The organism is Streptomyces sp. DF42 (assembly GCF_058267695.1).
Genome location: NZ_CM177859.1, coordinates 7859552 through 7873155, shown reverse-complemented (window position 1 = coordinate 7873155; position 13604 = coordinate 7859552). Strand labels below are relative to the sequence as shown.

The following is a 13604-nucleotide window of genomic DNA, read 5'->3' as shown; positions in this document are numbered from 1 at the left end:
GGCCGATGAATCGTTGCCGTGTGTCTGTGTGGGCGTCTAGAGCACTCTTTCGAGGAAGGCCTGGGTGCGTTTCTCGCGTGGGTTGGCCAGTAGTTCGCGTGCGTCGCCGCGTTCGACGGCGATGCCGTCGTCCATGAACAGCACTTCGTCGGCGACCTCGCGGGCGAAGCCCATCTCGTGGGTGACGAGGAGCATGGTCATGCCGTTGCCGGCGAGGTCGCGCATGACTTCGAGTACTTCGCCGACGCGTTCGGGGTCCAGGGCGCTGGTGGGTTCGTCGAACAGCATGATGGTGGGTTCCATGGCCAGCGCGCGGGCGATGGCCACGCGTTGCTGCTGGCCGCCGGAGAGCTGGGCGGGGTACTTGTGGCCGCATCCCTTGAGGCCGACCCTGGCCAGCAGTTCTTGCGCCCGTTCCCGGCAGGCGGTGCGGTTCTTCTTCTGCACCAGGACCGGTCCGGCCATGACGTTGCTCTCGGCGGTCATGTTGGGGAACAGGTTGAACTGCTGGAACACCATGCCGATGCGGGCGCGCTGTTCGGCCAGGTGCTTGGGGCGGACGGCGTGGTAGGCGTCGCCCTTCTCGATGTAGCCGAAGTCCTCCCCGTTGACCTTCAGGACACCGCGGTCGACGGTCTCCAGGCCGTTCACACACCGCAGCAGGGTCGATTTACCGGATCCGCTGGGGCCGATGATGCAGGAGATCTCCCCGGCCGCGACGGTCAGGTCGATGTCATGCAGGACCTGGTGACGTCCGAAGCTCTTGCACAGTTTGCGTGCGACGATCGTTCCGTCCGGGTTCACAGCAGGGACTCCCTCGTGGTGGCAACGGGCGCCGGCTGGCCGGTCCCGGGCTCGCCCGCGGTGGCGGCGCCGGTCAGGCGTGCCCGGGTGGAGCGGGAGAACCGGCGCTCGATCATGGACTGCGGCACGCTCAGTACCAGCGTCATGATCAGGTACCAGCAGCTGGCCACGATCAGCAGCGGGATGGTCTGGTAGGTGCGGGCGTAGATGGCCTGTGCGCTCTGCAGCAGGTCGGCGACGCCGAGCACGCTGACCAGGGAGGTCTCCTTGAGCATGCCGATCACCTGGTTGCCGGTGGCCGGGATGATCGCGGGCATGGTCTGCGGGATGATCACATGCCGGAGCTTGGTGAAGCCCGACATGCCCAGGGACTCCGCGGCCTCGTGCTGTCCGCGGCTGACCGAGGCGAACCCGCCGCGGATGATCTCGGACATGTAGGCGGCCTGGTTCAGGGTGAGGCCCACGATGGCCGCGGTCAGCGGGGTCATGATCGCGTTCACGTTCACCGGCGTGGAGATGTGCGTGAACGGGATACCGATGGACAGGTGCGGGTAGAGCGCCGCGATGTTGAACCAGAAGATCAACTGCACGAGGACCGGGGTGCCGCGGAAGAAGGTGATGTAGAGCTGGGCCAGCCCGGCCACGGGCCTTTGGTGCGACATGCGCATCACGGCCAGCAGCAGCCCGAGCACGGTGGCCAGCGCCATGCTGACCACGGTGAGAAGGAGTGTGACCAGCAGGCCGTTGAGGATGGTCTGGGTGGTGAAGTAGCTGAACACCACCGGCCAGCGATAGTTCTCGTTCGTCACCGCGGTCCACACCAGGCCGGCGACGATCGCGATCGCGACGGCCCAGGCGACGTAGTCGCGCGGACGTTTCGGCGTGATCCGCCTCTTTTCCTCGGCCAGTAGTTGTGACACCGATGGGCTCCTGGTCGTCGTCTCGATCATTTCCGTCGACATGTCAGTCCTGCGGGACGGCCATGGCCGCGGTCTTGATCCCGAGGTCGTGGAAACCCCAGCGGCCCAGCGCCTTCGCGTACTGGGGGCTGTCGATGATCGACTGGATGGCGGCCTTCACCGCGGGAGTCAGCGCCGAGTCCTTCTTCAGCGCGACGGCCACGGTCTTGGTCGCCACCAGGGGCTTGAGGACCTCGAACGTCTTGGGCTGCTGTGTGGCGGCCCACTGCAGCCCGGTGAAGTCGTTCATCACCGCGTCGATCCGCTTGGACACCAGCTGGGTGAGAGCGTCGTTCAGGCTGGGCAGGGTCACCGCCTTGATGGCCGGCTTGCCCTTGCCCGTACAGTCCTGCTTGGACAGCAGGGGCAGCCACTGCAGCTCCGCGGTACTGCCGGACTGCACAGCGACACGGTGCCCGCACAGCGTGTGGGTGGTCAGCTTCTGCGGATTCCCGTAGGGGACGGACACCCCGGTGCCGGCCTTGAAGTAGTCGACCATGTCGAGCACCTTCAGCCGCTCCCTGGTGGCGCCCATGGTGGAGGCGGTGAAGTCGTACCGGTCGGCCTGCAGGCCGGTGATGATGGTGTCGAACTTGACGTTGTTGATCTGCAGCTTCAGGCCGAGCTTGGCGGCGATCAGCCGGGAGAAGTCCGGGTTGAACCCGATCGGGGTCTTGTTGTCCGACGCCATGAACGTGGTGGGCGGGCTGGTCAGGTCCATGGGCACCGAGAGCGTGCCCCTGGCCTTCACCGCCGCGGGCAGCAGCTTCACCGCCGCCGCATCCGGCTTCACACCCACCGAGATGTCATCGGTGTGCTCACCCGACGAGCCCGAACCCCCGCCCTGCGCCGTGCTCTTCGCCCCCACACTCTGCGCGGTGCCACCCGCCCCACACGCAGCAAGCGAGAGGGCCAAAGCCGTCGTGACAATCGGAACGCTCAAGAATCTGCTGACACGCATGGATGTGCTCCTTATCGAGAGGAAAGCGCGCTGGGAGCCGCTCAAATCGGGGACCAGCTCAGTGGGATGGGGGGTGGTCTGTGGGCGGGCTTGAGGCCCGTCAGTGGTGGGGGGTGGCGATGGCGGCGAGGTGCGTGCCGGGGCGGACGGTGAGTCCGTTCATGTGGTAGATGATCGTTCCGGTGGAGACGGAGGCGATCTTGTGCTCGGTGCCGTCGATCGGGTCGATGATGCGGCCGATGGTCTGTCCCTCGGTCACCTCGTCGCCGGTGACCGCGTCCGGATACCACAGACCGGTGACCTGGGACTCGACGTCGCCCGTCCAGATCCAGTCGCGTGGCTGCTCGGTCACCGCTGCGAGGTGCTGCGGCGCCTCGATGACGCCGAGGTGGTGCAGGAGCCGGTGCAGGGCGTCGAGGAGTCTGCGCACGGTGGCGGGGTCCCGGTCGCCGAGCTTTCCGGTCTCGACGAGGATCGCGGGGACACCCTGCCGGTTCGCCGCGGCGTGACTGTTGCCGCCGTCCGGGCTGGTGCCGAAGATGACCCGCTCGTATCCGACCGCGTGGGCCATTGCCCTGTTCTTCGCGTCCAGTTCGTCGTCGCCGGTCAGGCGGTAGCCGACGAAGTCGAGCAGGTGCTGGTCGATGCCGCCGCTGTGCAGGTCCACGTAGGCGTCGGCACCGTCGATCAGGTGCTCGAACAGCCAGGCCGCCATCCGGTCGGTGGGGCCGCCGTCCTTGTCGCCGGGGAAGACGCGGTTGATGTTGACGCCGTCCAGCGGGGAGATGTTGAGCCTGCCCCCGTAGACGGCCGGGGGGTTGGCCACGGGGCAGATCACCAGCTGGCCGGCGACATCGTGCGGTTCCAGCAGCCCGGCCAGGCGGGTGGCGGCGTCGACGGGGATGAACTCGCCGCCGTGGACGCCACCGGTGATCACGACCCTGGGGCCCGGGCGGGAGCCGTTGACGAGGATCAGGGGAACCTCCGCCGTCGTGGTGCCGAGATCGGCGGACAGGCTCCCGCGGGTCTTCTGGCCGGGCTCAGCCCTCAGCGGGCCGATGGTCAGGCTCATGGCTTTCCTCGTTCGCGCTCAGGCCGCGGTGCGGCCGTTGGTGGTGATGAAGTCGATCGGCTGGGAGGTGCGGCCCTGAAGGCCGAGGTCCGCGGCGATGCCGCCCACGGCGGGAAGGAGCCGACGGAGAGGGTGGCGTCCTGCATGGTCATGCCTCCGTACGGCCGACGGTGGAGAGGAAGTCGATGGGCTGGGGCGAGGCGCCGTCCAGCGCGAGGTCCGCGGCGATGTCGCCGAAGGCGGGCGAAAGCTTGAAGCCGTGACCGGAGAAACCGGCGAGCAGGATGACGTTCTCGGCGCCGGGCAGCGGGCCGACCAGTGGGCGGCTGCTCTCGGTGTAGCCCTCCATGTAGACGGAGAGGCGGGTGGGGTCCGGGTGCAGGTCGGGCAGGTAACGCCCGATCAGCTCGGAGAAGACCTCCAGCTCGTCCGGCCGCACGGTGCGGTCCAGCTGGTTGGGGTCGTCGGCGAGCCGGTGCAGTGCGCGGGACAGTCCGAGCTTGACGGAGATGCCGTCCGGGGAGGGCAGGCCGTAGCAGTGGGTGGGTGCCGTGCGGATGAACGCCGGGCGCTCCTCGCCGAACCAGGCGTCGGGGGCGGTGGGCACGTACCAGGCGCTGACGAGGCGGCGGACTTCCACCTCCCACGGCAGGTCGGGCAGCAGGTCGTTGACCCAGGGGCCGGGCGTGACGACGGCGGTGTCGAAGCGCTCGCTGCCGGAGTCGGTGCGGATCTCCACGCCGCCCGCGACGGGGACGATCTCGCGGACCGTGGTGTAGCGGTGGATCACGGCGCCCAGCTGCTCGGCGCGGCGGGCGGCGGTCTGGATGGTCAGTTCCGGGCGGATGAACCCGGCGCGGCGGTCGAGTACGGCCGCGTCGCCGTCCTCGATGCGGTACTGCGGGAAGCGCTTGGCGAGCGTCTCGGCGTCGAGCACCTCGTGGTCGAGGTCGTGCTCGGCGATGGACTCGAGGACGGTGGCCATCTGCTGGTGGTCGGCCGGCCCCATGAGCAGGCACCCGGTCAGGCGCCGCAGCTCGCGGCCGGTCTCCTGCTGGAGCTGCTCCCAGAGGGCGTCGGCGTGCTTGAGGAGTGGAACGTAGCGGGAGTCCTCGAAGTGGGCGCTGCGGAAGATCCGGGTCTCGCCGCCGGCGGCGCTGCGGTCGTGGCCGGGGGCGTAGCGGTCGTATCCGACGACCTCGGCGCCGCGGGCCGCCAGCCGCCAGGCGGCCTGGCTGCCCATCGTTCCGACGCCGACCACGGCGACGCGCTTCCTGGCAGCTGACACAGAACTTTCCTTTCGTATCGCCGAGGCGCATGCTGGGCCTTCGACGTGACGCTGTTCGATTCGAGATGGTTTGGGCGGGAGCCAGGCCCTCTTCGTGGACCTGCGGCTCGCAACCGCCGCGTCTCGCAGTCCGGCTCACTTCGGGGGGATCCCTTGGCGAGCCGTGCCACATTGTGGAATGCTGTGCTAGAATCTGGCACGAGAATGGCAGTGGCTCAGAGGGGAGTCAAGAGGGTGTCCAGCAGAAATTTCGAGGATTAACGGGGGGAAACCGTATGGAAATGAAGAGCGTCACCAGGTCGCTGCGCGTCCTGGAGGCGGTCGCCCGGCATCAGCCCGTGACCGTAGGGGAGTTGACGAAGATCTTCGGGCTGCCGAAGTCCACCGTGCAGCGCACCCTGGTCACGCTGGCGGAGGCCGGCTGGCTGCGCGCCAACCGCAAGGACACCACCCGCTGGGAGATCGGCGCCCGCGTCCTGGCCGTACGACCCGCCGCGCTTCAGGGCTCCAGCCTGTTCGCCGCCGCACGTGAACCCATGGTTCGCCTTCGGGACGCGGTGAACGAGACCATCCACCTGTCGGTGCCGGACGCGCTGCAGTGCATGGTCGTGGTGGACCGCGTCGACTGCGACCACGCCGTACGCACCTTCCACACGATCGGCGACACCTCGCCCCTGCACGCCACCGCCGTCGGACGTGCCATCCTCGCCCACCTTCCCAAGCGGGACGTCGACGACCTCATCGCGGCAGGCCTGGAGCGATTCAGCGACACGACCCCCGCCGATCCCGACGAGCTGCGAGCCGAGCTGGACCGGATCCGCACCGACGGCTACGCGATCAACCGCAACCAGTACCGGCCGGGCGTCTGCGCCGTCGCCGCTGCCGTGCTCGACGAGGACGGCACGCCGCTGGCCGCCGTGGCCGTCTCCATGCCCGAGGCACGGTACGACAGCGAACGTGCGCCCAAGTGGGGCCGCCTCATCGCCGACACAGCCGTGGAGATCTCCCAGCGCCGCCTGGGCGCCTGAACGGCAGACGGCGGCCCGCAAGCCGTCGGCCGAGGGCCGGCTCGCACGCTGACGCGTATGAGCCGGCCCTCAGTCTTGTGTCACCGCAGCCACCGCCCTGCACCCGGCCGGGGGAAGGCCGGGCACAGGGCGGCCGCACCACGCGGCACGGCAGGGGCGGTCAGAGCCCTACCGCTGTCCATCGCCGCGGGGAATCGGGACCCCCGGCACACCTCAAGACCGGTCCGTTTGATCGAGCGGCGTGCCGTATTGTGGAACGCTATGCTAGAATCTGGCACGATCATGACGGTGGCTCCATGCTGGAGTCAAGAGGTGAGAACCAGGAATCCACAGGTCTGAGGGGGCATCGAATGGAAATGAAGAGCGTCACCAGGTCGCTGCGGGTTCTGGAGGCGGTCGCCCGGCATCAGCCCGTGACCGTCGGTGAGTTGACGAAGCTCTTCGGGCTGCCGAAGTCCACCGTGCAGCGCACCCTGATCACCCTCAACGAGGCCGGCTGGCTGCGCGCGAACCGCAAGGACACCACACGCTGGGAGATCGGCGCCCGCGTCCTGGCCGTACGACCCGCCGCCCTTCAGGGCTCCAGCCTGTTCGCCGCCGCACGTGAACCCATGATCCGGCTCCGCGACGCGCTGAACGAGACCATCCACCTGTCGGTGCCGGACGCCCTGCAAGGCATGGTCGTCGTCGACCGCGTCGACTGCGACCACGCCGTACGCACCTTCCACGCCATCGGCGACACCTCGCCCCTGCACGCCACCGCCGCCGGGAACGCCGTCCTCGCCCATCTGGGGAAGTCCGAGATAGAAGAGGTCGCCGCGGGGACGCTGGAGGGTTACGGCGAAGAGACCATCACCGACCCGGGGCAACTGCGCGCGGAGCTCCATCGCGTCAGAGAGCGTGGCTACGCCGTCAACCACAACCAGTACCTGCAGGGTGTCTGCGCGATCGCGGCACCCGTGCTCGACGGTGAGGGCACACCGCTGGCCGCCGTGGCCGTCTCCCTGCCCGACTCCCGCTTCGAGCCCGACCGGCTGCCCGAGCTGGGTCGGCTGGTCGCCGAGACGGCGGCGGAGATCACCGCCCGGGCACCTGGCCTGACGCCTGTCCCGGCTCCGGGTCCTCACCCGGGCTGACGGCCGCGTTCCCACCCGGACCGAACCGGCCCCCTCCCTGCGGGGGGCGGGTGTCGCGTCGGGATCACTTCACGATCACGTAGATCTTGCGCACGGTTTCGACGGTCTTCCAGACCCCGACGAAGCCCGGCTTCATGACGAAGCTGTCGCCTGTCTTGTAGACCACCGGCTCGCCACCTTCCGGCGTGAGTTCGACGATGCCGGCGAGGATGTGGCAGAACTCGAAGGTCTCGCCCTTGATCGAGCGCGTCTCGCCGGGCGTCGCTTCCCAGACTCCCGTATGGATCATCTCCCCGCGGGCGACGTCCTGGGGCCAGGTCATGAACGCCGGGTCGCCGGACATCAGGCGTTCCGGGAGCGGGCCGGACTGTTGCGGTGCGAAGGAGGGATTGCTGTCGATGGTCTTCAGGAACGGCATGTTTTCCTTTTTTCCTTTCCTAAGCTCGAGGAATTGGCAGCCGCGGCCCCGGGTTCGTCCAGGGTCACGGGCCGTCTCCCGTGCCCGGCGGCGTGGAGGACCGGGCACGGGTGAGGCCCGTCACGGTGCGTGCTGCGGCGCGGTCAGGGCATGACCGCCGTCAGCTCACGGGCACCGCGAGGTACTGGTACTCCAGGAACTCGTCGAGGCCCACCCGGCCGCCCTCGCGGCCCAGCCCGGACTGCTTGACCCCGCCGAAGGGTGCGGCCGGGTTGGACACGAGACCCGTGTTCAACCCCACCATGCCCACCTCCAGCCGCTCGCTCACCCGCAGCGCACGGTCGAGTCCCTCGGTGAAGACGTAGCCGACCAGGCCCCAGGGGGTGTCGTTGGCCCGGCGGACCACCTCGTCCTCGTCGTCGAAGGTGAGGATCGCGGCGACCGGGCCGAAGATCTCCGTGTCCATCAGGCGACTGGTGGGGTTCACACCCGCCAGCACGGTCGGAGGGTAGAAGCAGCCGGGGCCTTCGGGCGCACGGCCGCCGACGAGCACCCGGGCGCCGCGCTCGACCGCGTCGGCCACCAGTTCCTCCACCTTGCCGCGCCCCCTCCTGTCGATCAGCGGGCCGACGTCGACGCCGTCCCGGGTGCCCGGACCGACGACCAGCGCGCCCATGCGCTCGGCTAGGCGCCGCCCGAACTCCTCGGCCACCGAGCTGTGCACGAAGAAGCGGTTGGCGGCCGTGCACGCCTCTCCCATGTTGCGCATCTTGGCGACCATCGCGCCGTCCACGGCCTTGTTCAGGTCGGCGTCCTCGAAGACGATGAACGGCGCGTTGCCGCCCAGTTCCATCGACGTCCGGACCACGGCCTCCGCGCTCTGGGCGAGAAGCAGCTGCCCGACGGCCGTGGAGCCGGTGAAGGACAGCTTGCGGATCCGCCCGCCGCGCAGGAGCGGTTCGCACACCTCCCCCGCACGAGAGGTGGTGACGACGTTCAGTACGCCGTCCGGCAGCCCGGCCTCCTTGAGGATCGCGGCGAGCGCCAGGCTGGACAGCGGGGTCTGCGGGGCCGGCTTGAGCACCATCGTGCAGCCGGCCGCGATGGCCGGGCCGATCTTGCGGGTGCCCATGGCCAGGGGGAAGTTCCACGGGGTGATCAGCAGGCAGGGGCCGACCGGGCGGCGGGAGAGCAGCATGCGGTTGCGGCCGTCCGGCAATGTGGCGAGGCCGCCGTCGATGCGGACGGCCTCCTCGGAGAACCAGCGGAAGAACTCGGCCGCGTACGCCACCTCTCCCCTGGCCTCGGCCAACGGCTTGCCCATCTCGGACGTCATCACGTGGGCGAGCTCGTCGGTGCGCTCGATGATGATCTCGTAGGCGCGGCGCAGGATCTCGCTGCGCGCCCGGGGTGCCGTACGGGCCCACTCCGTCTGCGCCTGCGCGGCCGCTTCCTCGGCAAGTTTGGCGTCCTTGGAGCCGGCGTCGGCGACATGGCAGAGGATCTCGCCGGTCGCCGGGTCGTCGACGGGCATGGTGGCGCCGTCCGCGGCGTCCACCCAGGCGCCGCCGATGAACAACTGCGTGGGTGTGTCGGTCATGAGGTCTCTCCTGGTTGTCCGGGTCGGTCGGCGGCGGGGTCGAGCAGTTCCGCGAGGTGCAGGGCGCGGATGCCCCGGTCCCCGGCGAGGTGGTCGATCTGGGTGGCGCAGCTGAAGCCGTCGGCGACGACGACTGCCGGTGTATGCGGGTCGACGTCGTCGAGACGCCGCCTCAGGGCGAGGTCGGCTACGGCCATCGAGGTGTCGTAGTGCTGTTCCTCGAAGCCGAAGTTGCCGGCGAGTCCGCAGCAGCCCTCGGCCTCGTCGACCTTCCGTACGCCGAGGCGGCCGAGCAGGTCGCGGGGGTGGCGGCCCTTGAAGGTGGCGTACTCGTGGCAGTGGGTCTGCAGGACGACGGTGTCCGGCAGCTCCGGAGGCGCCCAGCCGGGTGTGGCGAGGTCGGTCAGGGCGCCGGTGAGGGTGTGGACGCGGGCCGCTACGCGGCGGGCGGCGTCGGTGCCGAGGAGTTCGGGCACGTCACGCTTGAGGGCCGCGGCGCAGCTGGGTTCGGCCACGACGATGGGCCGGTCGTCGCCGCTGTCCAGGCGGTCGACCGTGCGGGCCATGATGCGGCGCGCGAGCGACAGTTGGCCGGTGCTCACCCAGGTCAGGCCGCAGCACAGGTCGTCCTGTGCCGTGCAGGGGATGCCGGCGTCGGCGAGTACGCGGCTCGCGGCCCCGGCCACCTCGGGGCGGAAGGCGCGGGTGAAGCTGTCGACGAACAGCAGGGCCTTCGCCGGTTCGCCGGTCCTCGCCGTGCGCAGGGCCCGGCGCAGCGCGCGCCGGGAGGCGAAGGCCGGGATCCGGCGCTTCGTGGTCACGCCACCGAGGCGGGCGAGCAGCTTCCCGACGGGTCCGCGCAGCAGCGCGTTCACCGGGCGGGCCGCGTATCCGACGAGCCTGGACGTCAGGGGCAGCCAGCCCAGGGAGTAGTGGGAGCGGGGTCTGACTCTGCCCTTGTAGTGCTGGTGCAGGAACTCCGCCTTGTACGTGGCCATGTCGACGCCGACCGGGCAGTCGCTGGAGCAGGCCTTGCAGGACAGGCACAGGTCGAGGGCGTCACGGACCTCCGTGGAGCGCCAGCCGTCCTGGACGGTTCCGCCGCGCACCATCTCCTGGAGCAGACGGGCCCGGCCTCGCGTCGAGTCGTTCTCCTCCCCCGTGGCCCGGTAGCTGGGACACATCACGCCGCCGGCGTCGCTGCGGCAGCGGCCGACTCCGACGCAGCGGCGTACCGCTCCCGCGAAGCCGTCCTCGTCGTGCGGGAAGGAGAACAGGGTCTCGACGGGCACCACGTCCGCAGGTGTGTGCAGCGCGAGGTTGGCGTCGAGGCGGGCCGGGGCCACGATGACGCCCGGGTTGAGCAGCCCCTCGGGGTCGAAGATCTTCTTGAAGGCGGCGAACGCCCGGATCAGCCGGTGGCTGTACATCACCTCCAGCAGCTCCCCGCGCGCCCGCCCGTCGCCGTGCTCGCCCGACAGGCTTCCACCGTGCTCGACGACGAGGGCGGCCGCCTCCGTCAGGAATCGGCGGGTGGCGGCCCGACCCGTGTCCGTGGCGAGGTCGAAGTCGATGCGTACGTGGACGCAGCCCGCGCCGAAGTGCCCGTACAGCACGCCGGTCAGGCCGTGCGCGGCCAGCAGCTTGCGGAAGTCGCGCAGGTAGGTGGCCAGGTCCTCGGGCGCGACCGCCGCGTCCTCCCAGCCCGGCCAGGACTCCGAGCCGTCGACGAGCCGGGCGGCGAGCCCTGCCCCGTCCTCGCGGACCCGCCACAGCGAGCGCCGCTCGGCCGGACTGTGCACGACCCGGCCGCCGGTCATCCGGCCCCGGGCCTTGAGCACGTCCAGCAGTTCGGCGGCGCGGGCGTCGACGGCCGCCTGGTCGTCGCCGTCCACCTCGACGTACAGCCAGGCACGGCCCTCGGGGAGACCGGTGACGGAGTCCGGACCGCGCCGGGCCCGCATGGTGGCGACGATCGCCTCGTCCATGCCCTCCACTGCGGTGGGATTCCAGCGCAGGATCTCCGGCACGTCCTCGGCGGCGTCGACCACGTCGTCGTAGCCGAGGGTGAGGAGGGTGGAAGCCTGTGCGGTCGCCACCAGGCGGACCGTCGCCGCGGTGACGACCGCACAGGAGCCCTCGGTGCCCACCAGTGCGCGGGCCATGTCGAAGCCGTGCTCGGGCAGCAGGTGGTGCAGCTGGTAGCCGGAGACCTGGCGCGGTACACGGCCCAGCTCGGTGCGGATCGCCGCCAGGTTCCCGTCGACGAGGCGTCGTACGTCCGCTTCGAGGCGGGCGACGCGCTCGACCGCGTCCGTGTCGTCCGGGTCGGCCGCGCGCAGGCCGGTCCGGTCGGCGACGGCCCGCACGCCGTCGGCCGTCACGATCTCCAGCGCCTCGATGTGGCCGCTCGTGCGCCCGTGCCGCACCGACCGGTTCCCGCACGCGTCGTTGCCGATCATGCCGCCGAGGGTGCAGCGGCTGTGCGAGGAGGGGTCGGGGCCGAAGGTGAGCCCGTGCAGGGCGGTCGCACCGCGCAGCGCGTCCAGGATCACTCCGGCCTCGACGCGCGCGGTGAGGGCCACCGGGTCGATGTCCAGGATCCGGTTCAGGTACCGGGAGAAGTCCAGGACGACGCCGGGCCCGACCGCGTTGCCGGCCATGCTGGTGCCGCCGCCGCGCGCAGTGACCGGAACCTGTGCCTCGCGGCAGGCCCGCAGCACCGCGACCACGTCATCGGCGCTGCGGGGGAAGACCACGGCCCGCGGCGGGACCCGGTAGTTGGAGGCGTCGTACGCGTAGAGGCCGGTGGGGCCCGCGCCGGTCTCCACTCGCAGGCCGGGAGCGGTCGCGGCGAGCCGCGCGACCAGTGGCTCCAGGGCCGTGGTGGTGTCCGTCATCGCCCTGCCGCTCCCGATGTGCCGGCCTCGACCGCGGTCGCCCACGCCTGCAGACCCTCGTCCACCGCCGTCTCGTCGATCACGAGCGCGGGGATCATCCGTACGACCTGGTTCCAGGCCCCGCACAGCAGCAGGAGCAGGCCCTCGTCGACGGCGGCACGCTGCACGCGGGCGGCGGTCTCCGGGTCGGGGCTGCCGTCCTCGGTGACGAACTCGCTGGCCAGCATGAGCCCGAGGCCGCGCACGTCCCCGATGCCCGGCGTCCGGTCGGCCACCGCCTCAAGGCCCTGGCGCAGCCGCTTGCCCATCGCCTCGGCGTTCTCCACGAGCTTCTCGTCGCGTACGACGTCGAGGGTGGCGCAGGCCGCGGCGCAGGCGACGGCGTTGGCGCCGTAGGTGCCGCCCTGCGAGCCGGGCCACGCCTTGGTCATCAGTTCCTCGGAGGCCGCGATGCCGGACAGCGGGAAGCCGCTGGCCAGGCCCTTGGCGGTGACGAGGATGTCGGGAGTGACGCCGAAGTGGTCGTGGCCCCAGAAGCGGCCGGTGCGGCCGACGCCCGTCTGCACCTCGTCGAGGATCAGCAGGAACCCGTGCCGGTCGGCCCGCTCCCGAAGCCCCTCCAGGAAGGCGCGGGTCGCGGGTATGTAGCCGCCCTCGCCGAGGACCGGTTCGACGATGACCGCCGCCGTGTCGGCGGGCGAGGAGACCGTCTGGAGCGTGTAGTCGAGTTCCTGGAGGGCGAAACGGGTCGCGGTCTCCTCGTCCCAGCCATACCGGTATGCCGACGGGAACGGAGTGACGACGACTCCGCTCATCAGCGGGGAGAACCCGGAGCGGAAGCGGGTGCCGGAGGTGGTCATGGAGGCGGCGGCTACGGTGCGGCCGTGGAAGCCGCCGTGGCAGACGATCACGTTCGGGCGGCCGGTGGCCTGCCGGGCCAGCCGCAGCGCGGACTCGACGGCCTCGCTCCCGGAGTTGGTGAAGAACAGACTGTCGAGCCCTTCCGGCAGGACCTCGCCGAGCTTCTCGACCAGTCGACGCAGCGGCTGGTGCATGACCGTCGTGTACTGGCCGTGGATCAGCGAGCCCACCTGCTCCTGCGCCGCCGCCACGACCCTGGGGTGGCAGTGGCCGGTGCTGGTGACACCGATGCCGGCGGTGAAGTCGAGATAGCGGCGGCCGTCCTGGTCGAAGAGGTGGACGCCCTCGCCCCTGGCCGCCACGACGGGCGTGGCCTGGCGAAGGTGCGGCGACAGTGCGGTCATGGTCGTCTCCCGGCCTCGGTGTTCGCTCTGCTGCGGTCTCCCGAGCATCTCGGTGGACCAGGGCCACGCCAACGCGCGATCTGTCCGGCCGGGACGCGACATCCGGACGTTGTGTCAGCCTCATCGGGGGCACGCTGGGTACCGCTCACTCACGGTCCGCTCCTGCGCAGGTC

Annotated in this window: 11 protein-coding genes; 2 read left to right on the top strand and 9 right to left on the bottom strand. The window is 70.4% G+C overall.

Going from position 1 to position 13604, the window contains the following annotated elements; translation table 11 throughout:
- Positions 1-36 precede the first annotated feature (36 nt).
- The 5 genes from ACYUED_RS36055 to solA form a co-directional block, all read right to left on the bottom strand.
- Entirely contained in the window at positions 37-804 is a 768-nt protein-coding gene (locus ACYUED_RS36055) for an amino acid ABC transporter ATP-binding protein (RefSeq protein ID WP_491288779.1), read from the bottom strand.
- Positions 801-1724 carry an amino acid ABC transporter permease gene (locus ACYUED_RS36050; protein WP_491288778.1) on the bottom strand — a complete coding sequence of 308 codons (924 nt, stop codon included), beginning with the start codon at positions 1722-1724 and terminating at the stop codon, positions 801-803. Before ACYUED_RS36050 ends, ACYUED_RS36055 begins: the two co-directional genes overlap by 4 nt.
- A gap of 43 nt (positions 1725-1767) precedes the next feature.
- Positions 1768-2631, bottom strand: coding sequence for an ABC transporter substrate-binding protein (locus ACYUED_RS36045; protein ID WP_491288777.1), 864 nt, complete (start codon positions 2629-2631; stop codon positions 1768-1770).
- Between the two features lie 193 nt (positions 2632-2824).
- Complete coding sequence (locus tag ACYUED_RS36040; protein WP_491288776.1) at positions 2825-3796, bottom strand: succinylglutamate desuccinylase/aspartoacylase family protein; 972 nt, start codon at positions 3794-3796, stop codon at positions 2825-2827.
- A gap of 148 nt (positions 3797-3944) precedes the next feature.
- The gene (solA, locus tag ACYUED_RS36035) at positions 3945-5084 is read right to left on the bottom strand and encodes an N-methyl-L-tryptophan oxidase (RefSeq protein ID WP_491288775.1); all 1140 of its coding nucleotides are present in this window, start codon (positions 5082-5084) and stop codon (positions 3945-3947) included.
- Positions 5085-5365: 281 nt separating this feature from the next.
- On the opposite strand from solA, the gene ACYUED_RS36030 reads away from it, so the two are divergent.
- Positions 5366-6112, top strand: coding sequence for an IclR family transcriptional regulator (locus ACYUED_RS36030; RefSeq protein WP_491294593.1), 747 nt, complete (start codon positions 5366-5368; stop codon positions 6110-6112).
- 356 nt (positions 6113-6468) lie between these two features.
- Positions 6469-7248 carry an IclR family transcriptional regulator gene (locus tag ACYUED_RS36025; protein WP_491294591.1) on the top strand — a complete coding sequence of 260 codons (780 nt, stop codon included), beginning with the start codon at positions 6469-6471 and terminating at the stop codon, positions 7246-7248.
- A gap of 64 nt (positions 7249-7312) precedes the next feature.
- Here ACYUED_RS36025 and ACYUED_RS36020 read toward each other — a convergent pair whose 3' ends face one another.
- The 4 genes from ACYUED_RS36020 to ACYUED_RS36005 form a co-directional block, all read right to left on the bottom strand.
- Positions 7313-7666, bottom strand: a complete 354-nt coding sequence (locus ACYUED_RS36020) for a cupin domain-containing protein (protein ID WP_491288774.1) — start codon at positions 7664-7666, stop codon at positions 7313-7315.
- A 160-nt stretch (positions 7667-7826) separates the two neighbouring features.
- Positions 7827-9266, bottom strand: coding sequence for an NAD-dependent succinate-semialdehyde dehydrogenase (locus tag ACYUED_RS36015; RefSeq protein WP_491288773.1), 1440 nt, complete (start codon positions 9264-9266; stop codon positions 7827-7829).
- Positions 9263-12166: an FAD-binding and (Fe-S)-binding domain-containing protein gene (locus ACYUED_RS36010; RefSeq protein ID WP_491288772.1), complete on the bottom strand. Its 2904-nt coding sequence runs from the start codon at positions 12164-12166 to the stop codon at positions 9263-9265. The genes ACYUED_RS36015 and ACYUED_RS36010 overlap by 4 nt, the downstream gene beginning before the upstream one ends.
- The gene (locus tag ACYUED_RS36005) at positions 12163-13431 is read right to left on the bottom strand and encodes an aspartate aminotransferase family protein (protein ID WP_491288771.1); all 1269 of its coding nucleotides are present in this window, start codon (positions 13429-13431) and stop codon (positions 12163-12165) included. The genes ACYUED_RS36010 and ACYUED_RS36005 overlap by 4 nt, the downstream gene beginning before the upstream one ends.
- Between the last annotated feature and the right edge of the window lie 173 nt (positions 13432-13604).